Genomic DNA, 25029 nt, shown 5'->3' with positions numbered 1-25029 from the left:
GGCGAAAGTTCGACCCCGAACTCCATGTCGCTTGCGTCAAATAACAGTATCTACGAGCTCACACGCCCCGTAGGAGCGGCTTTAGCCGCGATAAAGCTCGCCGCTGAAGCGCCTCCCACAGGTGTGCTCACTCCTCTGTTTGCACGTTACGATACATCTGCAACCGCGCCGCCTCGTGCAGGCCACGACTCAGCGCCAGCAAGCGCTGGAATTCCTTGGGATGCTGCTCGGCGACGTTGTCGCGCGGCGTGGGCGAGCGCAGGTCGTGCAGGGTCGGCGAGCTGCCGTCGTGCTGCATCTGCACGAGGAAATCACGGGTCACCGCGCCGATCACCGGGAAGGTGCCTTCCTGCAGCACCAGCGGTACCACACGTTCGCCTTCCGGCGCGGGGCGCTGCAGGTCGCGGCCGAGACCGCCGTTGTCGAAGGGCACGCCGACCAGGCCGGCCACCGTCGGCAGCAGATCGGCCAGGCCCACGGCTTCGTCGAATTCGCGCGGCGCCAGCCATTTCGGCGCGTGGATCAGCAGCGGCACGTTGTTGCTCTCCAGCCCCAGTTGCTCGAAGGCCGGCGCCATGTGCGGGATCTGGCTGATGCGGGTGTTGTGGTCGCCGAAGAAGACGAAAATGCTGTCGTCGTAAAAACCCTGCTCCTTGGCCAGCTCCATCAGACGGCCGATGTTGAAGTCCAGCAGGCGCACCGCGTTGTACTGCTCGACGCTGCGCGAGCCGGCCTGCTGCACCTGTTCCAGCGGCAGGTCGAGTGGCTCGAAACCGTCGTTGTCCTTGGGGATGGTGAAAGGGCGGTGGTTGCCAGAGGTCTGCAGGTAGGCGAAGAACGGCTTGTCCTTGGGCAGGGCGCCGAGGATGCGCGTGCTTTCCTTGAAGAAATCTAGGTCGGAGATACCCCACACATCCACCTGCGGCGACTGCCAGTGGCGCTCCTCGTAGAGCTGCACGCCGTCGATGCTCTGGCGGATCAGCGCGTTGATGTTGGCCCAGCCGGCGTTGCCGCCGATCATGTAGAACTTCTCATAGCCGTCGAGCGCATTGATCAGCGTGCGCTGGCGGGCGATCAGCGGATTGCGCGTGGCGGTCTCCTGGCGCGATACGTCGGGGATGCCGGTGATGCTCGCCCACACCGTCTTGGCGGTGCCGGTGACCGGCACGTAGAAGTGACGGAAGAACCAGCTTTGCTGGGCCAAGCGATCCAGATTCGGCGTCGGGTTCAGCGGGTTGCCGTAGGCGCCCACGGCGCTGGTGCCGAGGGATTCGAGCATGACGAAAATCACGTTGGGCGGGCGCTCGGCCTGGATGCGGTGTGCCTGCACCGGCTGGTGACGGAAGAAGTTCAGCCCCTGCGCATCGCGTTCGCTGACGCCCAGGTAATCGGCAACCACGTCGTAGTGCTCGCGCGTGGCGGCCTCGTCGAAGGCGGCGGGTTCGAGCTTGAGGGTGTCGAAGAGAAACAGCGCCGGGTTGAGGCCGAGCGCGCCGATCTGGCTGTTGCCGCTGTAGAAGGCGTCGCTCCAGCGCAGCGGCACCGGGTTTTCCAGGTTCAGCGCGCTGGCGCGGCCGAGCAGACCGAAGAACACCAGCACGCCCACCACTGCCGCACCACCGATTGCCGGCAATACGCCGACTCGCTGCGTTTGCGGGCGATCCAGAGTGACGCGTTCCAGACGCAGCAACGCCCAGGCCCACAGCGCCACACCGGCCAGCCAGGCCAGGGTTATCCACAGCACGGGGTAGGTCTGCCAGAGCATGCCGGCGGAGATCTGCGCATCGCCGGCAAAGCGCAGCACCGTGGCGTTGAGGCGCACGCCCAGATAGGCGTAGTGGCCGAAATCGATGATGTACAACAGGCACAGCGCCGCCACGGCCAACACCAGGTAACCACGCAGCAGCCAGCGCACGGCGCGAAAACGCGCCAGGCGCAGCCTGGGCAAGGCCAGCAGAAGCCCTGCCGGCAGCATCAACAGCAGGGCCAGGCGCAGATCGAAGCGCAGGCCGATGCCGAGGGTGGGTAGCACGTCCGGGTCGCTGACGCTGTCGACGGCAGAAAAGCCCAGTACAAACAGCCCGCGCAGGGCGGCAAAGAGGAGGAACAGCAGCGCCGTCAGGCCTGCCAGGTAATGCAGGCGGCGGGATTTCAGCCAGCTCATGCGAGGTTCCTTGTCGGACGGCCCAACAGCCAGCGTCCGCCTGCGATCAGCAGCGCGCCGAGGCTGTAGAGGGCCAGGTAGGGGTCGATCAGGTAGTCCCAATAGTTTGCCGAGGCCCCCAGGCGCAGGGCGAAGGCCAGGGTCGCCAGTACCAGTGCCACGGCGCCGAGCCAACTGCGCTGGACGATCAGCACCGCGCACAGCAGGCCCAGCACCAGCAGCATCGGCCGCGGCTCGAAGCCGAGCTGGTAGGGGTCGGCATAACTCAGGCCCAGCGCCGCCGGGTAGAGCAGCACGGCCAGGCCGGCGAACAGTGCCAGGCTGGCCAGGCGATCACGGGCGCCGGCAGGAGGCACGCCGAAGCGGCACAGGGTCGCCCAGCCGAGCAGCACCAGGCTGGCCACCGACAGGTCACCGATATAGGTGCGCAGATGCAGCGCCAGACTGATGCCCTGCACTGACACCAGGCTGAGCAACAGGCAACCCGCCAGCAGGATGCTGCGTTGTGTCGTATTGCGCGTCAGACGCGTGAAGATCAGGAAAACCAGCAGGGCGAAGGCCAGGTGCGGCAGCCAGAAGTCAGTCATGCGGGCGGCGCTCCGACAGCCAGGCCTCGTTGAAGGCCAGGTGCTTGATGAACATGTCGTTCCACGAGTAGACCAGGTGGTAGGTACCCTCGCGGTCGCGGGTGAAGTAGGGGTACTCGTAGTCGAAGGTGCAGCCATCGGCACTGCACATGCGCGCCGTCACCCGTTCGAGAAAGCGCGCCTGCTGCTCGGGCCTGCCGCCGCTGGCACGGAATTTCTCGCCGACCACGGCGGGAAATTCGTCGCGCGGGATCGGCTCGCCCCAGGGGTTGGGCGTCTCGTCCAGTTCGCCCAGGGTGCGCCAGTTGCCCAGCTTGGCGTCGGTGGCGTAGAGGGTCAGGCGGAAACGCCCGTCCTCCAGATCGTTCATCGCCACCAGCAGGCTGCCGTCGGGGCGACCGACCGCCGCCAGGGACGAGTTGGGGTTGCTCGGCTCGACCGGCTGCGGCCGGCTCCAGCTACGCCCGGCGTCCTCGCTGTAGCTGGCCAGCACACGGTGATGCGCTTCGCCGGCATAGCGCAGCAAGGCCACGGCGCGGCGCTCGTCCAGCGGCACCACGGTGGGTTGCAAGGAGTAGCGACCCTTGCCGATGCGGTACTTGCCCAGCACCTCACCCTTCGCGCTCAGGTGCAGATACTCGGGAAACTTGCCGAGGAACTCGTGGTACACCGGCAGGCCGATGCTGCCGTCGGCATGGAACACCGGCGCGGCGCGCACCAGGGTGCTGATGTTGAGAAAGGGGCTGGCGACCAGTTGGCGGGGCGCCGACCAGGTTTCACCGAGGTCATCGGAGACCATGGCGTTGACCGCACTGCCAGCCCAGCCGCCGAGCGACACCGAGACGTAGAACAGCCACAGGCGGTTGTCCGGTGCCAGACTGATCACCGGATTGCCCAGCTTGCGAATGTGCTTGCCGACCGCGCGTTGGGTGGCTTCACGGGTGGCCAGCACGCGCTCGGCGCTCCACTGACCGCTGGTGGCATCGAAGCGCGCGGCGCGGATTTGCACGTCCGCGGCGCCTTCACGTGTGCCGGCGAACCAGGCCGCCATCAGGTCGCCGCCGGGCAGACCGGTGATCGAGGCGGAGTGGACGAAATCTTCCAGATCGGAGGAGGCGAAGTGCGCGGCCAGAGCCGGAGCTGTGTCGGTCGTCGGCTGCGCCGGCTGGCTGGCGAAGGGTGCCAGCACATGGGGCGCGGCGCTGAGCCAGGCGCAGACGAACACCGTGGCTGCACCCAGTAGCGGGGTGCAGGTCTTGAAGGTCGAGATCATGGTCGGTGGCTCAGGGATGTCTTGGCGATTCCAGGGATGACCTGGCGACTTCTTCTACTGGGCGGGCGTCGACCGGGTCGTAGTAGATCTCCAGCTTGCGGCCGTCACGGTCGAAGCCATAGATCTCGTAGCAGTGGCCGGGGGTAATGCGGAACTTGGTGATCTGCACGCCCTGGCGTTTCATCTGCTCGCGAAATTGCGACTCGGGCATCCAGGCGCTGCGGTCGGGGCGGGCGCAGTCGGCATCTGCCAGTAGCGGCGTGGCACCCAGCAGGAGCAGGCTGCCCAGAGTGGCTCGGGCTAAAAGAGGCATGGCAGGTTCTCTTCAGGGAAGCGCCAGCCCTCAGGGCTGGCACCAGGATTGAGATCAGTCTTCGATCTCGGTCTTCACCGCCTTGCCGCTGACCGGGTCGTGGTAGATCTCAACCTTGCGGCCTTCCTTGTCGAAACCGTAGATCTCGTAGCAGTTGCCTTCGGTAACCTTGAACTTGTTGATCTTGTAGCCATCGGCCACGAGCTTGGCCTGGAACTGCTCGGGGTCTTGCCAGGTGGAGCGGTCGGCGCTGGTGCATTCGGTTTTGGCGAAGGCCGGCGCGGTGCAGGCGAGCAGGGCGGAAACGAGCAGTAGACGGCGCATGGTGAGGCTCCAGATAAGGTTCGGAGCCGTCACCTTCGACGCGGTGGCTTAACGAAAACTTAAGGCTCACACCCCGTTACATCTTGCCGGCGAGCATCCGGGTGGCAGGGCAATTTGGCCATTTCGATCCCCTTTTGGCCGTTGCCAGCGTTCTCCCACAAGGCGAGGCGAGCGAACAATGCAGGCACAACAACGAGCCTGGAGCGCTTTGCATGCTCACCTACTACAGCGACGACCACCACCTGCATCACGGCAAATGCGAGCTGATCGACGGGCAACTGATGCCCTGCTTCGAGAAACCGCAACGCGCCGACCACATCCTCGCACGCGTGAAGAACCGCCAGCTCGGCGAGGTTCGCGCACCCAAGGACTTCGGCCTGGCGCCCATCGAGCGCATTCACAGCAAGGCCTATCTCGAGTTCTTCAAGAGTGCCTGGGCGCGCTGGCAGGAGCAGGGTGGCAAGGGCGACCTGCTGCCCTTCACCTGGCCGGCGCGCACGCTGCGGCGGATGATCCCCAATGACCTGCATGGTCAGCTCGGCTACTACAGCTTCGATGGCGGCGCGCCGATCACCGCCGGTACCTGGCAGGCCGCCTACAGCGCGGCGCAGGTGGCGCTCAGCGCCCAGCAGGAGATCGCCAACGGTGCCCACAGCGCCTTCGCCCTGTGCCGTCCGCCAGGCCACCATGCCGCAGGCGACGTGATGGGTGGTTACTGCTACCTGAACAACGCTGCCATCGCCGCTCAGGCCTTCCTCGACCAGGGCCGTAAGAAAGTCGCCATCCTCGATGTCGACTACCACCACGGCAACGGTACCCAGGACATCTTCTACCAGCGCAGCGACGTGCTGTTCGCTTCCATCCACGGCGACCCGGCCGAGGAATTCCCGTTCTTCCTCGGTTATGCCGACGAACTGGGCGAGGGCGCCGGCGAGGGCTACAACTTCAATTACCCGTTGCCGATGGGCAGCTCCTGGGAAACCTGGAGCGCGGCGTTGGAGCAGGCCTGCCAGCGCATCGCCGAGTACGGCGCGGAAGTCGTGGTGGTATCGCTGGGCGTGGACACCTACATGGAAGACCCGATTTCGCAATTCAAACTCGACAGCCCGGACTACCTGGCCATGGGCCGACGCATCGCTGCACTGGGCCTGCCGACGCTGTTCATCATGGAAGGCGGCTACGCGGTGGAGGCCATCGGCGTCAACGCGGTCAATGTACTGGAAGGGTTCGAGGGCGCCTGATAGGCGCCTCTTCAGCAATCAGAAATCTGCCAAACAAGAGCAATATTTCAGGGGTGCTAGAACGATGAAAGCCATCAAACAGATGCTCGGCGCTGCCCTGTGCGGCGCCACCCTGCTCAGCGGAGCGGTACAGGCCAAGGAGCTGCGCGTGTACAACTGGGCGGACTACATCCTGCCGTCCGTGCCCAAGGACTTCCAGAAAGAGTCCGGTATCCAGATCACCTGGGACACCTTCGAGACCAACGAGGCGCTTGAGGCCAAGCTGCTCACCGGCAACTCCGGCTATGACCTGGTCATTCCCTCCAACCAGTTCCTCGAAACCCAGATCAAGGCCGGCGTCTTCGCCAAGCTGGACAAGTCGAAGATCCCCAACTGGAAGAACCTCGACCCGGCGCTGCTCAAGCTGCTGGAGAAGAACGACCCGGGCAACCAGTACGGCGTGCCCTACATGTACGGCACCGTGCTGATCGGCTACAACCCGGACAAGGTCAAGGCCGCGCTCGGTGACGATGCGCCGGTCAACAGCTGGGATCTGGTGTTCAAGCCCGAGTACATGGAAAAGCTGAAATCCTGCGGCGTGGCCATGCTCGACTCGCCCACCGAGATCATTCCCATCGCCCTGCACTACCTGGGCCTCGACCCCAACAGCACCAACCCGGCCGACTATGACAAGGTCACCGAGCTGCTGCTGAAAGTGCGTCCGTACGTGGCCTACTTCCACTCCGCCAAGTACATGACCGATATCGCCAACGGCGACATCTGCGTGGCCATTGGCTATTCGGGCAGCTTCTACCAGTTCGCCAACCGCGCCAAGGAAGCCGGCAACGGCGTGACGATCAACTGGCGTCTGCCGAAAGAAGGCGCGCCGATCTGGTTCGATACCTGGGCCATCCCCAAGAGCGCGCAGAACGTCGACGAAGCGCATGCCTTCATCAACCATCTGCTCGAGCCCAAGGTGATTGCGCCGATCAGCGATTTCCTCGGCTACCCCAACCCCAACGTGCCGGGCATGCAACTGGTGGGCAAGGACATTGCCGACGATCATGACCTGACACCGACGCCGGAGCTGCAGAAGTCGCTGTATGTGGTGCAGCCACTGCCGCAGAAGATCGAGCGGGTAAGGACGCGGGCGTGGACTTCGATCAAGTCGGGTAAGTGATCTGCGGGTGATGCATTTGTGTGCTTTGGGGAGTTTCTGACGCCGCTCAAGTGCCTTCAGAAACTCCTTGTTTCGCCCCCTCGGGCGACTCACTTTTCTTTGAAGTGCGCAAAGAAAAGTAAGCAAAAGAAAGCGCACCCCGCCATCCGGGTCTCGCTTCGCTCGACTTCCCTCACTCCGGCACCGCTCCGGGGTCGGCGTACATGGGCCATCCCTGGCCCATTACGCCTCTCGCGGCATCCATGCCGCTCGCCCCCTGCGCAATGCCTGCGTTCGGCCTCCTGAAGGGGGAATTTCGCGCGCCTGAAACTATTGGTTTAACTCCGCAGCTACGTCGGCAGTTCTTGATCCTGCTCGACCATTCTGAAGAGTCCCGGCGTCCGTAGGGCGGATCGGAACGCCGGCCGCTCGTAGCGAAGCGAACAGTCCGCCGGATCATGCAGCGTCCGCCACTATGGCTCATGCCCAATACTCCCACCAGCGGCGTACTGCTTCGCGAGTACGCCCTACGCGACCAGGTCGATCACCGTTGCTCTTGCCAGAGCACTCCCAGCTACACCTGAGTTACCGCAGGCTCAGGCGCGTGCAGAGCCCGCCCAGGAGGGCGAACGGAATCGTCGTGGAAGAGGTTGAGCGACATGGATGTCGCGAGAGCCACGATGGGCCAGGGATGGCCCTTCGTGGCGGGCCTCTGGAACGATGATGGAGTGAGCGAACCCTGGCGAAGCCAGGGCCGGATGATCGGGCGGAGGGTTTTGGTTACTTTTGCCCGCAAAAGTCACTCGCCTGGGAGGGCGAAACCAAAGACATCAACAAAAACGCGGCAATTCGGAACTGAGCCCTGAACAACCAATCCCGAATTGCCAGTCCGGTATCAAACAAGCCGCCTCCAGTTGAAAACGCACTCAAAGGTGCGCTTTTCATTCAAGACCAAGTCCCCTGCAAACCTGCATCAATCCGCCATCCACCACCCACCTCATCCACAAACCCAGCGACGTTCATCTAACTGTCACATTGGTTTCATAGAGTGTTCACAAGGCCTGCTGATACTTGGGCCCGTTCCATCCAACACTAATCCTGCTAGGAGCAAGGCATGAAACTGAAGCGTTTGATGGCGGCCCTGACGTTCGCCGCTACCGGCGTAGGCGCCGTAACCGCAATGGCTGCCATCGACCCGGCTCTGCCGACCTATGAAAAGACTTCCGGTGTATCGGGTAACCTGTCCAGCGTCGGTTCCGACACCCTGGCCAACCTGATGACCCTGTGGGCAGAGGACTACAAGAAGCTCTACCCCAACGTGAACATCCAGATCCAGGCCGCTGGTTCCTCCACCGCGCCACCCGCTCTGACCGAAGGCACCTCCAACCTCGGCCCGATGAGCCGCAAGATGAAGGACAACGAGCTGCAGGCCTTCGAAGAGAAGTACGGCTACAAGCCGACCGCCATCCCGGTCGCCATCGACGCCCTTGCCGTGTTCGTGCACAAGGACAACCCGATCAAGCAGCTGACCATGCAACAGGTCGATGCCATCTTCTCCAGCACCCGTCTGTGCGGTGAAGCCAAGGAAATCAAAACCTGGGGCGACGCTGGCCTGACCGGTGACTGGGCGGCCAAGCCGATCCAGCTGTTCGGTCGTAACTCGGTATCCGGCACCTACGGTTACTTCAAGGAAGAAGCCCTGTGCAAAGGTGACTTCCGCTCCAACGTCAACGAGCAGCCGGGTTCGGCTTCCGTGGTGCAGTCGATCTCCAGCACCGTCAACGCCATTGGTTATTCGGGCATCGGTTACCGCACTGCCAGCGTTCGCGCCGTTGCCCTGGTGAACAAGAAGGGTGAGGTCGAAGAGGCTACCGAAGCCAACGCCCTGTCCGGCAAGTACCCGCTGTCGCGCTTCCTCTACGTCTACGTCAACAAGGCGCCGAACAAGCCGCTGGATCCGCTGGAGGCCGAGTTCGTGAAGATGGTGCTGTCCAAGCAAGGCCAGGAAATCGTGGTCAAGGATGGCTACATCCCGCTGCCGTCGAAAGTGGTCGAGAAGACCAAGAAAGAACTGGGCCTGTAATTCAGCCCGGCAGGGCGCTGGCAGCGATGTCATGCGCCCTGTACGACACGCCCGCGACTCCTGTGAGTCGTGGGCGTTGTCGCGTCACTGCGCTGTAATTTTTCTGTCATACAAGCCCGATAGAGTGAAGCACCTCACAATGTGCGGGCGATGTCCGCCGTGCCCGAGACCTCCTCATGAATGACCTGGCCAATAACCGCATGAGCGCTTCCGATAGCCACCGGATCGACTTCGATACCCCCGTCCTGAAACGCAAGCGCCGGATTCGTGCGCTCAAGGATCGCGCCGCGCGCTGGTATGTTTCCATTGGTGGTCTGGCCGTACTGGCCTGCATCACCCTGATCTTCTTCTACCTCGCCTATGTTGTAGCGCCGATGTTCGCCGGTGCCGACATGGAGGCGCGCAAGGTTCAGCAGCCGGCCTGGCTGGCCGAGCAGGGCGAGCCGCTGATGCTGGCGCTCGAAGAGCAGAACAAGGTCGCCATGCGCCTGTCGCGCAGCGGCCAGGTGCAGTTCTTCATGCTCAAGGATGGCGCGGCGCTCAAGGCCATGCAGATCCAGTTGCCGGCAGGCGTCAGCATCGTCTCCCATGCCGAGGATCAACCCGGTAGCCATCGCGCCGTACTGGGCCTGTCCAACGGCCAGGTGCTGGTGTTCCAGGTTGCCTACAAGGTGACCTACCCGAACAACGTCAAGACCATCGAGCCGCAGATCCAGTACCCCTTCGGCGAGGCGCCGATCAGCCTCGACAGCCAAGGGCGTGCCATCGAGCACGTGGCCATGAGCGAGAACGGCGAAAGCCTCATGCTCAGTGGCTCGGTCGGCGCCGAACTGCAGCTGCTGAACATCAGCCGCGAAGAGAACATGATGACCGATGAGGTCACGCTCGAGGAAACGCGCATCGATCTGCCGCAGATCGCCGAACCGATCAAGGCCATGGTCATCGACCCGCGTCAGCAGTGGCTGTTCGTGGTCAACGGCAAGGCCACGGTCGATGTCTTCGACCTGCGCAGCAAGTCGCTCAATGGCCGCTACACGCTGCTGCAGGGCGACGCCGAAGTGAGCACGGTCAATCCGTTGCTCGGCGGTATCTCGCTGATGATCGGTGACACTCGAGGCGGCATCGCCCAGTGGTTCATGGTGCGCGACGCCGACGGCAAGTCCGTGCTGACCCGCATCCGTGACTTCAAGCTGGGCAACGCCGCGATCACCCAGATCATCCCCGAGGAGCGCCGCAAGGGCTTCATTGCGCTGGACGCCGATGGCCGCATGGGCATCTTCCACAGCACCGCACACCGCACCCTGCTGACCGAGAAGATCGCCGACGGCGCCAGCATCGGCGCCTTGTCGCCGCGTGCCAACCGCCTGCTGGTGGAGTCGGACGGCAAGCTGCAGCGCTTCTACATCGACAACCCGCACCCGGAAATCTCCTGGAGCGCGCTGTGGGGCAAGGTCTGGTACGAGAGCTATGACGAGCCCAAACAGGTCTGGCAGTCCACGTCGGCCAACGGCGACTTCGAGCCCAAGCTGAGCCTGGCGCCGCTGACCTTCGGCACGCTGAAAGCCGCCTTCTACGCCATGCTCCTGGCCGCCCCGCTGGCCATTTGCGCGGCGATCTACACCGCCTACTTCATGGCCCCGGCCATGCGCCGCAAGGTCAAGCCGGTGATCGAACTGATGGAAGCGCTGCCGACGGTGATCCTCGGCTTCTTCGCCGGCCTGTTCCTGGCACCCTACGTCGAAGGCCACCTGCCGGGCATCTTCAGCCTGCTGTTGCTGACCCCGGTCGGCGTGCTGCTGGCCGCCTATGGCTGGAGCCGCCTGCCGGAGCGCATCCGCCTGATCATCCCGGATGGCTGGGAAGCCGCGCTGCTGATCCCGGTGATCCTGCTGGTCGGTACCGGTTCGCTGGGCATGAGCGGCCACCTGGAGAACTGGTTCTTCGGCGGCGACATGCGCCACTGGATCAACCACGAACTGGGCATCAACTTCGACCAGCGCAACGCTCTGGTGGTCGGCCTGGCCATGGGCTTCGCGGTGATCCCGAACATCTACTCGATCGCCGAAGACGCCGTGTTCAGCGTACCCAAGAGCCTGACCTTCGGCTCCCTGGCCCTCGGTGCCACGCCCTGGCAGACCCTGACCCGTGTGGTGATCCTCACCGCCAGCCCGGGCATCTTCTCGGCGCTGATGATCGGCCTGGGCCGCGCCGTCGGCGAGACCATGATCGTGCTGATGGCCACCGGCAACACGCCGATCATGGACATGAACATCTTCGAGGGTCTGCGCACGCTGGCCGCCAACGTCGCGGTGGAAATGCCCGAGTCCGAGGTGGGCAGCACCCACTACCGCGTGCTGTTCCTCTCCGCGCTGGTGCTGCTGAGCTTCACCTTCGTGATGAATACCTTGGCGGAGCTGATCCGTAACCGTCTGCGCAAGAAATACGCGTCGCTCTGAGAACTGGGGAAGACAGATGTCCTTGAAAAGCAAAGAGCAAAACTTCGCCACCTGGTTCAAGGGTGGCTCGCCCTGGGTGTGGATGACCGCCAGCGGCGTGTCGATCGCGGTGATCGTCACCATCGGCCTGCTCGCCGTGATCGCCGTGCGCGGCCTCGCTCACTTCTGGCCGGCCGACGTGATCGAAGCCACGTATCAGGTGCCGGGCGAAGCGCCGCGCGTGATGGCGGGCGAGCTGGTGCAGGAAGAGCTGGTGCCGCGTGCCCGTCTGGCCGATGCCGGCCTGCCGGTGGACGTCAACGGCGGCGAGTTCCTTACCCGTGAGTTGTTCAAGGTAGGTAACCGCGAAGTCTACGGTGCCGACTTCAGCTGGGTCGTCGCCGAGTGGATGAAGGATCTGCGCACGCCGCAGGCGCTGCTGGTGCTCGAGCGCCGTGAGTGGGGCAACTTCTACGGCTACCTGCTCGAGGTCAAGGAGAGCGGCCAGGTGGTGGCCCAGGGCGATGCCGCCTGGGCCGAGCTGCAGCAGCGCATCGCCCGTGTCGATGGCCTGCAGAGCAAGCTGGCCGCGTTGCAGAAGAGCGATATCGGCAGCATCAACCACGGTCTCGAACAGCTGCGCCTGCAGGCGCGCCGACTGGAATTGGGCGGCAAGCTGGACGCCGCCGCGCAGGCCGACATGGACGCCCGTCGCGCCGAACTCGACGCGCAGTACAAGGTGCTCGAAGGCCAACTGGTCGACCTCAACCAGCAACTGGCGCGCGACAGCATCCGGGTCAAGACCGTCGATGGTCGTGAGCAGGACATCGCCCTGAGCAAGGTGGTGCGGGCCTACCAGCCCAATGCCATGGGCACCGGTGCCAAGCTCGGCTTCTACTTCGCCAAACTGTGGGAGTTCGTCAGCGACGAACCGCGTGAGGCCAACACCGAGGGCGGCATCTTCCCGGCCATCTTCGGCACCGTGATGATGACCCTGATCATGGCCGTGATCGTCACCCCGTTCGGCGTGCTGGCGGCCATCTACCTGCGTGAGTACGCCAAGCAGGGCACCCTGACGCGCATCATCCGTATCGCCGTGAACAACCTGGCGGGCGTTCCGGCCATCGTCTACGGCGTGTTCGGCCTGGGCTTCTTCGTCTATGTGCTGGGTGGCTCGATCGACCGCCTGTTCTTCCCCGAAGCCGCGCCGGCGCCGACCTTCGGCACGCCCGGCCTGCTGTGGGCTTCGCTGACCCTGGCGATCCTCGCCGTGCCGGTGGTGATCGTCGCCACCGAGGAAGGTCTGGCACGTATCCCCCGCGCCCTGCGCGAAGGTTCGCTGGCGCTCGGGGCAACCAAGGCCGAGACGCTGTGGAAAGTGGTGCTGCCGATGGCCAGCCCGGCGATGATGACCGGCATGATCCTCGCCGTGGCCCGTGCCGCTGGCGAAGTGGCGCCGCTGATGCTGGTCGGCGTGGTCAAGCTGGCGCCGAGCCTGCCGGTCGATGCCAACTACCCGTATCTGCACCTGGATCAGAAGATCATGCACCTGGGCTTCCACATCTACGACGTCGGCTTCCAGAGCCCCAACGTCGAGGCCGCCCGCCCGCTGGTGTACGCCACCGCGTTGCTGCTGGTGCTGGTGATCGTCCTGCTCAACCTGAGCGCCGTCTTCATCCGTAACCACCTGCGCGAGAAGTACAAGGCGCTGGATCACTAATTCTGCTGCAGGCCGCACGCTGCAGGCGTCAGGCACAAGCCGACCTGCAGCCTGCCGCTTGAAGCCTAGGGCCTCCGAAGGAGACTGTTATGCAACACGAAGTACACACCCACGGTATCGACATGGCCGCTCTTGGCCGCCAGAAGCAGGGCCTGAAACTGGCCGACGAGACCGTCGCCCTGGAAGTGCCCGGCCTGAACCTGTTCTACGGCGACAAGCAGGCGCTGTTCGACGTGTCGATGAACATTCCCAAGCAGCGCGTCACCGCCTTCATCGGCCCGTCGGGCTGCGGCAAGTCGACCCTGCTGCGTACCTTCAACCGCATGAACGACCTGGTCGATGGCTGCCGCGTCGACGGCGAGATCCTCCTCGACGGGCAGGACATCTACCAGAAGGGCGTGGACGTCGCCGAACTGCGTCGTCGTGTCGGCATGGTGTTCCAGAAGCCCAACCCCTTCCCCAAGAGCATCTACGAGAACGTGGTCTACGGCCTGCGCATCCAGGGCGTGAACCAGAAGCGCGTGCTCGACGAGACCGTCGAGTGGGCCCTGAAGAGCGCGGCACTGTGGGACGAAGTGAAGGATCGCCTGCATGACTCGGCACTCGGCCTGTCCGGTGGTCAGCAGCAGCGTCTGGTGATCGCCCGTACCGTGGCGGTGCAGCCGGAAGTGCTGCTGCTCGACGAACCCTGCTCGGCGCTCGACCCGATCTCCACGCTGAAGGTCGAAGAGCTGATCTACGAATTGAAATCCAAGTACACCATCGTCATCGTCACTCACAACATGCAGCAGGCGGCGCGGGTCTCCGACTACACCGCGTTCATGTACATGGGCAAACTCATCGAGTTCGGCGACACCGATACGCTGTTCACCAACCCGGCCAAGAAGCAGACCGAAGACTACATCACCGGTCGTTACGGTTGAGGGCAGCGGCAAGCGACACGCCGCAAGCTGCCAGCCAGCTCGCGGCAACCAGACACTTCACCGATCGGCTTGCAGCTTGGAGCTTGCCGCTTGAAGCTTTCGCGGAGCGAATTTCATGAACAAAGACAACCTGACCCAGCACATCTCCCAGCAATTCAACGCCGAGCTGGAGGAAGTTCGCAGCCACCTGCTGGCCATGGGTGGCCTGGTGGAAAAACAGGTCAACGACGCCGTTACTGCCCTGATCGATGCCGACTCCGGTCTGGCCCAGCAGGTGCGCGAGATCGATGATCAGATCAACCAGATGGAGCGCAACATCGACGAGGAGTGCATCCGCATCCTCGCCCGTCGCCAGCCGGCAGCCTCCGACCTGCGTCTGATCATCAGCATCTCCAAGTCGGTGATCGACCTCGAACGCATCGGCGACGAGTCCACCAAGATCGCCAAGCGCGCCATCCAGCTCAGCGAGGAAGGCGAGGCGCCGAAAGGCTACGTGGAGATTCGTCACATCGGCGACCAGGTGCGCAAGATGGTACGTGACGCGCTGGACGCCTTCGCCCGCTTCGATGCCGAACTGGCCCTGGCCGTGGCTCAGCACGACAAGACCGTCGACCGCGAGTACAAGACTGCCCTGCGCGAGCTGGTCACCTACATGATGGAAGACCCGCGCTCGATCTCCCGTGTGATCAACGTGATCTGGGTGCTGCGCTCGCTGGAGCGGATTGGCGATCATGCGCGCAACATCGCCGAACTGGTGATCTACCTGGTGCGCGGCACCGACGTTCGTCACCTGGGCCTGACCCGCATGCGTGAAGAGGTCGAGGGCAAGCCAGGGGCCTGATGCCTGGCGCTGAACAAACGGCCCGCCTATGCGGGCCGTTTCGTTTACGCGATTTGCATGTTGTCCGACGTTTTCCGTTGGCCTTTGGCGACTGGCCATGACTATGCTTAGCGTCATTGATACAGGAGTAGCCGATGAGCAAAGTCAGTGTGCTGGTAGTGGACGACGCGACCTTCATTCGAGATCTGGTCAAGAAGGGGTTGCGCGACAACTTTCCCGGCGTACAGATCGAAGAGGCAATCAACGGTCGCAAGGCCCAGCAGATGCTGACGCGCCAGGCGGTCGACCTGATCCTGTGTGATTGGGAAATGCCGGAGATGTCTGGTCTCGAACTGCTGACCTGGTGCCGTGAGCAGGAAAGCCTCAAGGGCGTTCCGTTCATCATGGTGACCAGCCGTGGCGACAAGGAAAACGTCGTACAGGCCATTCAGGCCGGGGTCTCCGACTTCATCGGCAAGCCCTTCTCCAACGAGCAACTGGTCACCAAGGTGAAGAAGGCCATGAGCCGCGCTGGCAAGCTGCAGGCGCTGGTTTCCGGTGCCGCGCCCAAGATGCTCGGCAGCGGCGCGCTGGCCAATGATTCCCTGGCCGCCTTGACCGGTGGCAAGGCCGAGGTGGTCAAACCGACTGCCAAGCCTGCCGCCAGCGCGGATGCCGCCGCCGTGTTCGCCAAGCCGGCAGCGCCTGCGGGCAAGGCGTCCGCGGCACCGAGTGGCCGTGGTCAGGGGCAACTGCGCCTGCCCGGCGGCAGCATGCCCTGCGTGATCAAGGCGCTGAGCCTCAAGGAGGCACTGCTGCTGGTCAAGCGCGTCGAGTTGCTGCCGCAGGTACTGGAAAGCGCCGTGCTCGATCTGGAGCAGGGCGAGGCGGCGGAAACGGCGCGCCTCAATGGTTACCTGCATGCGGTGGTGGCCCATGAGCCCAAGCCCGACAGCGAGTGGCTGCAACTGACCTTCCGCTTCGTCGACCGTGACCCGCAGAAGCTCGATTACCTGTCGCGTCTGATCGCGCGCGGCACGGCGCAGAAGCATTTCGTCCCCGGCGCGTAGCCCGGACTGGAAAGCCACAAGCGCACGGACTTCCTGTGGGAGCGAGCTCGATGTGCGTTCTGCTGCCTCCTCCCGGCCGAGGCCACGCCATGAGCCGGCCTGTAGCCCGGATGCAATCCGGGGCCTCTCGCATCAGGCTGGGCCATGGCGGTGAGCCGGTTCACAGCCTGACGGTCGGTAGCTCGCGCCAGCCCTTCAGCGCTGCTAGTCTTTCCAACCCGGATATCAAAAAGCCATTCGATCCGAGTAGCCATGCTAGGGCGTCTGATTCTTCTCTGCAGTCTGCTGGCCCTGAGCGGCCAGGTGGCTGCCCTGACCATCTACAAGTACGTCGACAAGAACGGCGTGGTCACCTATAGCGACCAGGCCGCGCCCGGCGCGCAGGTATTCGTGTTCAACGACCGCATGGTCGAGCGTCTCGACACCCAGGTGAAGCTGGAAACCAAGAAGCACGAGGCCGGTGAGACCATACTGGTGCGCAACGACCTGTTCGCCCCCGTGGAAGTCGAGCTGAAGCTGGAGCAGGTGCAGAACGCCGTCGGCGCACCGGACAAGCCGATTCGCTGGGTGCTGCCGCCGCGCAGCCACATCCGCCTCGCCACGCTGACCGCCGAAGACCCATCCAGGCCCCTGCGCTACAAGCCCAAGCTGCGCTATGCCCTGGGTGACCCGCGCCTGCAGCCGAGCATTCATCGTTATCCGCTGCCCTGGCGTGGCGGGCCCTTCCGCCTGACCCAGGGTGCCAACGGCACCTACAGCCACTTCACGCCCAAGGGCCGCTACGCGGTCGACATCGCCATGCCCGAGGGCACGCCGATCGTCGCCGCGCGCGGCGGTGTGGTGGTCAAGACCGAGGGCCAGCAGAGCGGGCGTGGCAACAACCCGGCCGGCAACTTCGTGCGCATCCTGCATGACGACGGCACCATGGGTGTCTACCTGCACCTGATGCGCGGCTCGGTCAGCGTCAAGGAAGGCCAGCGCGTGGAGACCGGCACCCTGCTCGCACGCTCCGGCAACACCGGCAACAGCACCGGCCCGCACCTGCACTTCGTGGTGCAGCGCAATGTCGGCCTGGCCGTCGAGTCCATCCCGTTCAACTTCCGCCAGCCGGTGGACAGCCTGCCCAATTTCGCCGTCGGCGGCGAATAGCTCCGCCGCCGTTCAATCGCGCCTCACCCGCTTAAGCCCCTCGATCCGAATGTCGCCTGTGTAAAGGGCACCTCCGTCGTGCGCGCCGCACGGGCGGAAGGTGTCTTTCCGCTCGTCTTCCGCTGCCGTGCGGGCGGAAATGATTTTTCACCGATTGCCAAGGCCAAACCCTTATGAATCAAGGGCTTCAGCTGTTGGCACCGCTATTGCTATCTCACAGGAAAACGGGTGTCCGACTATGGCTATCGATACAGACTACGTACAGAGCATGGCGACCCAGCTGGCCCAATATGAAGTACAGGGCCAACTGGCCAAGGCCAATCGCAACCAGGCCGCCTATAAGGCCCAGCTCAACGCCTTGACCACGCTGGACACGGCGCTGAAGGCGTTCAAGTCCAGCGCCAATGGCCTGAAGAGCGCTGGCGGCAGCATGCTGATCAACAGCGCCAAGTTCAGCCAGGAGGGTTATGCCACCGCGACGGTCAGCAGCAAGGCGGTCAGCGGCAGCTACGACTTCTTCGTCGAGCAGCTTGCCAGCAAGAGCCAGCTGGCGCTCGAAGGCCTGCAGGACTCGGATCTGGGCAGCGGTAGCCTGACCCTCGGTCAGGGCAGCGACTCGTTCACCATCGACCTCAGCGCCACCACCACGCTCGACCAGGTAGCCGCTGCCATCAACGGCGCGGCTGACAACACCGGGGTCAAGGCGACGCTGGTGCGCAGCAACGGCCAGGTCAATCTGGTGCTGACCAGCGAGAAGACCGGTGCCGATCAGGCCATCAGTCTGTCCGCCAGCGGCAATGCCGCCGTACAGAACGCCGTGGCCAACAAGCGCGAACTGTCCGTGGCCAAGGACGCCATCGTGCGTCTGGGCGGCGAGGCTGGCATCGAGTTGCGCAGCAGCAGCAACACCTTCGACAACGTCATCGACGGCGTCAGTCTGACTTTCAGCAAGGCTCAGCAGAGTGGCGACGCCCCGATCAGCGTCGACATTGCCCAGGATCAGAAGGCCACCAAGGAAAAGGCGCAGTCCTTCATCACCGCCTTCAACACCCTGATGAGCAGCTTCGACTCGCTGACCGCCAGCGGTGGCGAAAACGGTACCCGTGCGGTTCTGGCCGGTGATGCCAGCGTGCGTGCCATCGAAGGCATGCTCAACCAGATGATTAGGACCTCGTTCGGTGGCGTCAGCCTGATCGAGTTCGGCATCGCCGCCGATCGCAACGGCAAGCTCACCCTCGATGCCGCTCGCTTCGAGAAGGCCATCGCGGCCAACCCCGAAGGCTTCGACAAGCTGTTCAGCGGCAAGGGCAACCTGCTCGAAACCCTGGACAAGAACCTGGCGGCCTATACCAGCAGCGCCGGTGGCCTGCTCACCGACCGCAAGGACAACCTCAACAACCAGTTGCGCCGTGTCGATGAGCAGCTCGACACCATCCAGAAGCAATACGACTCCTACTACAACCGCTATCTCCGCCAGTACACCAGCCTGATGCAGACCATGGCGGCGATGGAACAGACATCCGGAATGTTCTGATGAGCGCCTATACCTTCAACGAAAGCTACGACAACTACCGCACCGTCGACCTCGAAGCGCGCGCTGCCGCCGCCTCGCCCTACGAACTGGTGCTGGTGCTGTTCGACGGCCTGCTCGACGAACTGGCGCGCGCCCGTGGCCATATCGAAGCCAAGCGCTACCAGCAGAAGGGGCAGTCGCTGGAGAAGTGCCTGAACATCCTCGGTGGTCTCAACGGCGCGCTCGACTACGAGAACGGTGGCGAGGTGGTGCAGGGGCTGGCACGTCTCTATGACTACTGCATCTATCGCCTCTCGGACGTCAGCGTGACCCTCTCGCTGGAAGGTCTCGACGAAGTCGTCGGCCTGGTCGGCGTGCTGCGCGAGGGCTGGGAAGGCGTGAATGCAGCGCGCAAGTGAATTGCGCGCCCTGGAGCAGTTGCATCAGCAGTTGGACGAAGCACTGCGCCAGGGCGACTGGACACGTATCGCCGAGATCGATTCGGTGATCCGTGCCTGCCTGCAGTTGCTGACCGGCCTGCCGTCGCTTTCCGCCGAGGTGCGTGCGGCCAAGCACAGGCTGCAGCAGTTGCACAGCCAGGCGCTCAGCGCCTGTGCCGAAGAATGCGAACGGGTGCGGCGGATACTCCTGACGCATCTTGAATACGCCGAAGGGCGCAGTGCCTACATGCACGTCGATCTGTTCCAGGGTGGGAGTTAACAGGTGTTGCAGATGATCCCCAGCAGTGCGCAGAGCACGTCCGGCGCAGCCGGTGGCGAGACCTTGCCGGCCGGTTTTGCGCAGGCTCAGACGGCCAGCGGCGAGGGCGTACTACCGGTATTCGACCTGCAACTGGCCAACACGCCAGAGGCGCAGGCGATCACGGTGCATGCGCTGAGTGCTCCGGCCGCAGAGGCTGAGGTTGCTGAGATTGCAGCCGAGCCGAATGTCGAGCAGTGGCTGCAGGGCATGCTGGATCAACAGCAGGTGCAGGTGGAGGCGCGCGAGGGCCAGCCACAGGCCGCCGCGCGTGACAGCGAGGAGCAGGCGCCTGATCCACTCGACGCCGAGCCTGTGGTGAATCCGCAGGCGCCGGTGCTGCAACGCCAGGCCGAGCCGCTGCCGGCAGCGGCCAATGAACCTGTGCCGAAGGCGCGGGTGGTGCTGCCGGGCGTCGCCAACGCCGTATCTGTGCCGGCGCTGGCCCTACCGGTACACGACAAGAGCGTGGTACTGCCGACGGAACTGAGCGAGGCCGGCGATACGGCCCTGGATTTCAGCCTGCTGGAACGCAGCAGTGCCACCCACCAGGACGCCGACGGCAGCACGCCGACCACCAGCAATCCACCCGCACCCGCCTCGCAGGCGGTGACGGGCGAGCGCGCCCTGCGTCTGCAAGGTGCCCCGGCACAGTGGGGCGAGCAGATGCTGCAAAGCCTGCGTGAGCATGTCGATCTGCAGATTAACCAGCGCATCCAGAACGCCACCATCCGTCTCGACCCGCCTGAACTGGGCAGTCTGGAGATTTACCTCAGCCACGAATCCGGTCGTCTCAGCGTGCACCTGTCGGCGGCCAACGGTGACGTTGCCAGGCTGCTGCAGCAGACCAGCGAGCGTTTGCGCCAGGAACTGGTCGGGCAGAACTTCGTGCAGGTCAACGTGCAGGTCTCTGCCGACACCCAGGGTGGTCGTCAGCAGGGCCAGACGCCGCGCCAGGCCTGGGCCGCCGATGAACAGGTGGCGGCAGCCAGCATCCTGCCGAGCGAAAACGAGCGCAACACCACGGAGTCGGCCCGCGATGTGCTGGTCACCGTCTAATCCTTGCAAGTGAATCGAGAGTAGTTATGACAGCGCCGCGGATCCTCCTCCTGCTGGTTATCCTCAACACCCTGGTGGTGATCGGTAGCACGGTTTTCAATTACACCCAGATCAAGGCCCTGCAGTCCGGCCAGAGCGCGACCGGTGCGGCACCTGCCGAAGCTGAAGGCGAAGGCGAGAAGGTCGAGTATCAGTTCTTCCCCATCGAGAAGGTCATCGTCAGCCTCAAGGGGCAGACCCGCGAGCATTACTTCGTCCTCGACCTGGTGCTGCAGACCGACATCGAAGCGGATCCGAAGAAGCTCGAGCAGATCGACCCGATGGTGCGTAACTCGGTGGTCGCTCACCTCTCGGCGATGACCTTCGAGCAACTGCGCGCGATGCCCATCCCGGAATTGCAAAGCACCCTGGAGCGCGCGCTGTTCGACGACTTCGCCAGCAAGAAGCTGGCGATTCCCTTTGCCAACGTGCTGGTCAGCAAGTTGATCGTCCAGTAGCACGCCGCCACGCGGCGATGCCGAAACGGGAGCAGCCCCTAGCCATGAACGCCACCTGCGCCATCGACTACCGCTACGCCGCCGAACAGGGCGGTGCGGCTCTGTTCGCCCCTGGCGCCGAGCAGAAGTGGTTGCTGCAGTACCTGCCGCTGGTCAAGCGCATCGTCCGCCAGCTGTCGCTGCAGGCCAACCAGGTGCTCGACCGCGAGGACATGGAGCAGATCGGCCTGATGGGCTTGCTCGACAGCCTGCGTCGCTACGGCACGCCGGACGAGCAGTTCGGCCGTTTCGCTGCGCTGCGCGTGCGCGGTGCGATTCTCGACGAGCTGCGTCGCCAGGACTGGCGACCGCGCCAGGTGCGGCAGCAGACGCACAAGATGCGGGATGCCATCCGCCAACTGACGCGCCAGCTCGGGCGCATGCCGCAGGACGAGGAAATCCTCGCGGCCACCGGCATGAGTGCCAAGGATTATCAGGATTTCCTCCAGGCCGATGCCTGCGAGGCCATCGAGAGCCTCGACGAGTTGCTGCAAAACGGCCACGAGGCCTTTATCGAAGGGGGCAGCGCCGTCGAGGAGCGTGTGCTCAAGGAGCGCCTGCTGGCGCAGGCCCTGAGCCAGCTCAGTGAGCGCGAACAACTGGTGCTGACCCTTTACTACCAACACGAGCTGAGCCTCAAGGAAATCGCCCTGGTGCTGGAGTTGAGCGACGCGCGCGTCTGCCAACTGAGCAAGCAGGCGATCGCCAAGGCCAGCCGCTACCTGAACGAGAGAGGCTAGGGTGCAGAAGTTACTCGGTGCATTGATCATCGTCGCCTGCGTGCTGGGCGGCTACATCATGGCGCACGGCCAATTGGCCATGCTCTGGCAGCCGGCCGAGGTGATCATCATCCTTGGCGCCGGTCTGGGCGCCCTGGTGGTGGCCAACCCCAAGGACGTGCTGATGGAAATGCTGCACCAGATCAAGGACGTGTTCGTCTACAAGAAGCGTGGCGAGGAATTCCAGCGGCAGTTGTTGATGCTGCTCTACGAGCTGCTGGAAATGGTCGAGGTCGGCGGCCTCAAGGTGCTCGATGCGCACATCGAGGAGCCCGAGCAGAGCGACCTGTTCGCCAAGTACCCCTTGATCCGTCAGGAAAAGAACCTGATGGCCTTCATCGCCGACAACTTCCGCCTGATGGCCATGGGCAAGATCAGCGCGCACGAACTCGAAGGCTTCCTCGAGCAGGAACTGGAGGCCATGGAGCACGTGCTGCTGCAGCCGTCGCGCTCGCTGCACAAGATCGGTGAGGCCATGCCCGGCTTCGGCATCCTCGCGGCGATCCTCGGCATCGTCATCACCATGGGCAACATCGGTGGCTCGGTGGCCGAGATCGGCGCCCACGTGGCCGCGGCGCTGGTGGGCACCTTCCTCGGCATCTTCATGTGCTACTGCGTGATGGATCCGCTGTCGAGCGCCATGGGCCAACGCATCAAGACCGAGATGTCGGCGCTCGAATGCGTGCGCACCACCCTGGTCGCCCACGTCGCCGGCAAGCCGACGCTGCTGGCGGTGGACGCCGGGCGCAAGCTGATCGAGCAGGACGTCAAGCCGGCCTTCAAGCAACTGGAGATCTGGGTCAACCGCTACGAGGATGAAAGGGACGCGGCATGAAGAAGCGTGGCGGCGAAGAACACGAGATCATCGTCAAGCGACGCAGCAAGAAGGGCGGCCACGACGAGCATGGTGGTGCCTGGAAGGTAGCCTTCGCCGACTTCACCATGGCCATGATGGCGCTGTTCATGGTGCTGTGGATCATCCAGCCACAGACCCAGGAAGCCAGCCGCGCCAATGCCGACATGATGAACAATCCGCTGGTCGACGGCGGTGCTGGTGTCTTCGACGGCAACAGCACCACGCCGCTGGATCTCGATGGCGTGCCGGTGCAGGTCAGCCCGCGTCAGGATCGCGAGAATCAGGCGCGCACGCCAGACGAAGATCCCGGCGCGAGCATGGATGATGCGGCACCAGGTGCACCGCGCCGGCCGCACTATGACGACCCCGAGCAGATGCAGGAGCTGGCCAAGCTGATGCAGGAACTGGCGCTGCAACTGGACGCCGAGGCCAATGTCGAGATCAAGGTCGTGCCACAGGGCCTGCGCATCCTGATCAAGGATGACCAGAAGCGTTTCATGTTCAACCGTGGCAGCTCGCAGCTCGATCCGCAGTTCGAGATCCTCCTCAAGCGCCTGGCCGGCATTCTGGCCAAGGTCGATAACCACCTGATCATCAGTGGCCACACCGATTCCACGCCTTACCGTGGCATCGTCGGCGGTTATAACAACTGGAACCTGTCTGGCGACCGTGCTCTGCGCGCGCGCAACGTGCTGGTCGACGGCGGCCTGCCGGGTACTTCGGTGCTGCAGGTCACGGCCCAGGCTGATGGCATGCCGCTGCTACCGAACGATACGCAAAATGGCGCCAATCGCCGCATCGAGCTGCTGCTGCTGACCACGCGGGCCGAGGGGCTCTATCGGCAGCTGTTCGGCGAACAGCAGGCGCGTGTCGAGTATCGTGAAAAAGGCGCGCAGTTCAGCGCACCGGAGGGCTGATGGCCGTGTCAGGGGCGTTGCGGGCGTTTGGCGGGGCAATACAGCTGGCGCGTTTCCAGGGCGTAGAGGCAGTCATCGACGCGTGTCAGGCGGATGGTCGCGCCCTTGTGCCGGCCATAGAGCAGGTTGAACACCAGTTCGTCGTCGGTATCGCTGCTCAGCCCGGTGACTTCGCCGTCCTCCACGCGCAGGCGGTAGTTGCCGAGAAAGCCGTACTCCACCTCGCCGGAGGTTTCCAGAATGCTGTCGCCCTGGCGGGTCATGGCATAGAAGCGTCCATCGTTGATCTGCAGGCTGTGGCTGATGTCCAGTACCTGGCCAGTGCTCAACTGCACCTGGCCATATGACTGGTAACGGCCGTCGAGCTCGGCGCTGGAGCGAAAGTTCAGCCATAGCGCCAGCGTGCTCAGCAGCAGTACCAGGACGCACAGAAACGCGCCCAGCAGCCAGCGCTGGCTCGGCTGCAGCCGTGTGCGGGGCATCATGGCAGGCACCTGCGCAGTTGCGTGTCGGCGATGTGCTGCAACTGACTTTCATGGAACATCAGCGAGCGAGCGCCGCCGCCGGGCTGCAGGCAGAGCAATTCGTAGAAACCGCCGTGCAGGCCGAGCATCAGCGTGGCCGGTTTGTCGGCCAGTACGGACAGCCGGCTGGTCAGGGCATGGGTCTGCAGGATCAGTTGCTGCAGGCGCTGTTTGTCCGGGTCGATGTAACGCATCTTCAGTTGACCCTGGGTCATCTCGCTGCTGAATACGCGTTCGGGCTGGCTGACGGCGTATAAATAGGCGAACAGGCCGATGCCCAGCAGGCTGCACAAGGCCAGCAGAATGATCCAGGGGGCACGCTGGCACCCATGGTGCTGCAGGAAGGGCGCATTGGGCGGCGCAGGGAGCGCCTCGGCGGGCTCTTCGGCCTCGTCGACGCTCGGCGGACAGACCAGATAACTGGGGTTGAGCAGGTAGCCGCGGCGCGGCAGGGTCTGGATGATCTCGCGGCTTTTTTCGTCGCCGAGCACCTGGCGCAGGGTATAGATCTGCTGGTTGAGGCTGCCCTGGCCCACGATGCGATCGGCCCAGGCGTAGCTCATCAATTCTTCGCGTGACACCACCTCACCCGGCTCTCGAAGCAGGCGTTCGAGCAGGCGGCTGCCGGAATAGCCCAGGTCGATCTTCTCCTCGATGCCGCCTTTGATCAGCGTGAGCTGGTACAGCGCCGGATAGAAGTGCGCAAGGCAGTCATTACGTCCTGTCTGGATGATCAGGCAGGCAATGGCACTTCCCGGTTCGGCTGGTAGCGTCTCGGTGCTGTTATTCATGCGTTCCTGCAGGTGGGCAGCATTTCCGTGAGGTATTTCAAGGCGACAAACGGTC

Annotated in this window: 24 protein-coding genes; 17 read left to right on the top strand and 7 right to left on the bottom strand. The window is 63.8% G+C overall.

The annotated features are described in order from the left end of the window. Positions 1-127 precede the first annotated feature (127 nt). Genes ACODS1_RS13175 through ACODS1_RS13155 form a run of 5 tightly spaced genes read right to left on the bottom strand, consistent with a single transcriptional unit; the run spans position 128 to position 4661 of the window. Positions 128-2164, bottom strand: coding sequence for an LTA synthase family protein (locus ACODS1_RS13175; protein ID WP_489085998.1), 2037 nt, complete (start codon positions 2162-2164; stop codon positions 128-130). Next, positions 2161-2751 carry a hypothetical protein gene (locus ACODS1_RS13170; protein WP_268180258.1) on the bottom strand — a complete coding sequence of 197 codons (591 nt, stop codon included), beginning with the start codon at positions 2749-2751 and terminating at the stop codon, positions 2161-2163. Before ACODS1_RS13170 ends, ACODS1_RS13175 begins: the two co-directional genes overlap by 4 nt. Then, positions 2744-4024 carry a sialidase family protein gene (locus ACODS1_RS13165; RefSeq protein ID WP_268180256.1) on the bottom strand — a complete coding sequence of 427 codons (1281 nt, stop codon included), beginning with the start codon at positions 4022-4024 and terminating at the stop codon, positions 2744-2746. The genes ACODS1_RS13170 and ACODS1_RS13165 overlap by 8 nt, the downstream gene beginning before the upstream one ends. A gap of 10 nt (positions 4025-4034) precedes the next feature. Further along, positions 4035-4337, bottom strand: a complete 303-nt coding sequence (locus tag ACODS1_RS13160; RefSeq protein WP_268180254.1) for a PepSY domain-containing protein — start codon at positions 4335-4337, stop codon at positions 4035-4037. A gap of 54 nt (positions 4338-4391) precedes the next feature. Beyond that, entirely contained in the window at positions 4392-4661 is a 270-nt protein-coding gene (locus ACODS1_RS13155; protein WP_489085997.1) for a PepSY domain-containing protein, read from the bottom strand. A 212-nt stretch (positions 4662-4873) separates the two neighbouring features. On the opposite strand from ACODS1_RS13155, the gene ACODS1_RS13150 reads away from it, so the two are divergent. From ACODS1_RS13150 to ACODS1_RS13070, 17 genes are all read left to right on the top strand, one after another. Next, positions 4874-5902: a histone deacetylase family protein gene (locus ACODS1_RS13150; RefSeq protein ID WP_428642595.1), complete on the top strand. Its 1029-nt coding sequence runs from the start codon at positions 4874-4876 to the stop codon at positions 5900-5902. Positions 5903-5966: 64 nt separating this feature from the next. Further along, positions 5967-7061 carry a polyamine ABC transporter substrate-binding protein gene (locus ACODS1_RS13145; RefSeq protein ID WP_489085996.1) on the top strand — a complete coding sequence of 365 codons (1095 nt, stop codon included), beginning with the start codon at positions 5967-5969 and terminating at the stop codon, positions 7059-7061. A 1093-nt stretch (positions 7062-8154) separates the two neighbouring features. Next, positions 8155-9123, top strand: coding sequence for a PstS family phosphate ABC transporter substrate-binding protein (locus ACODS1_RS13140; RefSeq protein ID WP_322979612.1), 969 nt, complete (start codon positions 8155-8157; stop codon positions 9121-9123). A gap of 176 nt (positions 9124-9299) precedes the next feature. Beyond that, complete coding sequence (locus ACODS1_RS13135; protein ID WP_489085995.1) at positions 9300-11579, top strand: ABC transporter permease subunit; 2280 nt, start codon at positions 9300-9302, stop codon at positions 11577-11579. 16 nt (positions 11580-11595) lie between these two features. Then, positions 11596-13278 (top strand): phosphate ABC transporter permease PstA, encoded by a 1683-nt coding sequence (gene pstA / locus ACODS1_RS13130; RefSeq protein ID WP_322979610.1) that lies wholly within the window; start codon positions 11596-11598, stop codon positions 13276-13278. Positions 13279-13367: 89 nt separating this feature from the next. Beyond that, on the top strand, positions 13368-14201 hold the full coding sequence (gene pstB, locus ACODS1_RS13125) for a phosphate ABC transporter ATP-binding protein PstB (protein ID WP_322979609.1): 834 nt from the start codon (positions 13368-13370) through the stop codon (positions 14199-14201). Positions 14202-14316: 115 nt separating this feature from the next. Next, positions 14317-15042, top strand: coding sequence for a phosphate signaling complex protein PhoU (gene phoU / locus ACODS1_RS13120; protein ID WP_322979608.1), 726 nt, complete (start codon positions 14317-14319; stop codon positions 15040-15042). Between the two features lie 134 nt (positions 15043-15176). After that, the gene (locus ACODS1_RS13115; protein WP_489085994.1) at positions 15177-16091 is read left to right on the top strand and encodes a response regulator; all 915 of its coding nucleotides are present in this window, start codon (positions 15177-15179) and stop codon (positions 16089-16091) included. Positions 16092-16343: 252 nt separating this feature from the next. Beyond that, the gene (locus ACODS1_RS13110; RefSeq protein ID WP_489085993.1) at positions 16344-17240 is read left to right on the top strand and encodes a peptidoglycan DD-metalloendopeptidase family protein; all 897 of its coding nucleotides are present in this window, start codon (positions 16344-16346) and stop codon (positions 17238-17240) included. A gap of 238 nt (positions 17241-17478) precedes the next feature. Further along, positions 17479-18774, top strand: coding sequence for a flagellar filament capping protein FliD (gene fliD, locus ACODS1_RS13105; RefSeq protein ID WP_489085992.1), 1296 nt, complete (start codon positions 17479-17481; stop codon positions 18772-18774). Next, positions 18774-19172: a flagellar export chaperone FliS gene (gene fliS / locus ACODS1_RS13100; RefSeq protein ID WP_322979604.1), complete on the top strand. Its 399-nt coding sequence runs from the start codon at positions 18774-18776 to the stop codon at positions 19170-19172. The genes fliD and fliS overlap by 1 nt, the downstream gene beginning before the upstream one ends. After that, a complete protein-coding gene (locus ACODS1_RS13095; protein WP_489085991.1) occupies positions 19156-19473 on the top strand; it encodes a hypothetical protein in 318 nt (105 codons plus the stop codon). Before fliS ends, ACODS1_RS13095 begins: the two co-directional genes overlap by 17 nt. Positions 19474-19485: 12 nt before the next feature. After that, a complete protein-coding gene (locus ACODS1_RS13090; RefSeq protein ID WP_489085990.1) occupies positions 19486-20571 on the top strand; it encodes a flagellar hook-length control protein FliK in 1086 nt (361 codons plus the stop codon). A gap of 26 nt (positions 20572-20597) precedes the next feature. After that, complete coding sequence (locus ACODS1_RS13085; RefSeq protein WP_322979601.1) at positions 20598-21068, top strand: flagellar basal body-associated FliL family protein; 471 nt, start codon at positions 20598-20600, stop codon at positions 21066-21068. 44 nt (positions 21069-21112) lie between these two features. Continuing rightward, positions 21113-21847, top strand: coding sequence for a FliA/WhiG family RNA polymerase sigma factor (locus tag ACODS1_RS13080; RefSeq protein WP_322979600.1), 735 nt, complete (start codon positions 21113-21115; stop codon positions 21845-21847). Position 21848: 1 nt separating this feature from the next. Next, positions 21849-22721 (top strand): flagellar motor stator protein MotA, encoded by an 873-nt coding sequence (gene motA, locus ACODS1_RS13075; protein WP_322979599.1) that lies wholly within the window; start codon positions 21849-21851, stop codon positions 22719-22721. Then, positions 22718-23659 (top strand): flagellar motor protein MotB, encoded by a 942-nt coding sequence (locus ACODS1_RS13070; protein WP_489085989.1) that lies wholly within the window; start codon positions 22718-22720, stop codon positions 23657-23659. The genes motA and ACODS1_RS13070 overlap by 4 nt, the downstream gene beginning before the upstream one ends. A gap of 8 nt (positions 23660-23667) precedes the next feature. On the opposite strand, the gene ACODS1_RS13065 is transcribed toward ACODS1_RS13070, so the two are convergent. Next, positions 23668-24141 (bottom strand): hypothetical protein, encoded by a 474-nt coding sequence (locus ACODS1_RS13065; protein WP_489086004.1) that lies wholly within the window; start codon positions 24139-24141, stop codon positions 23668-23670. Further along, positions 24141-24974: a winged helix-turn-helix domain-containing protein gene (locus tag ACODS1_RS13060; protein WP_489085988.1), complete on the bottom strand. Its 834-nt coding sequence runs from the start codon at positions 24972-24974 to the stop codon at positions 24141-24143. The genes ACODS1_RS13065 and ACODS1_RS13060 overlap by 1 nt, the downstream gene beginning before the upstream one ends. Between the last annotated feature and the right edge of the window lie 55 nt (positions 24975-25029).

The organism is Pseudomonas sp. FG29, assembly GCF_057809355.1.
The sequence above is the reverse complement of the archived record's forward strand: the minus strand, read 5'-3'. Positions and strand labels throughout refer to the sequence as shown.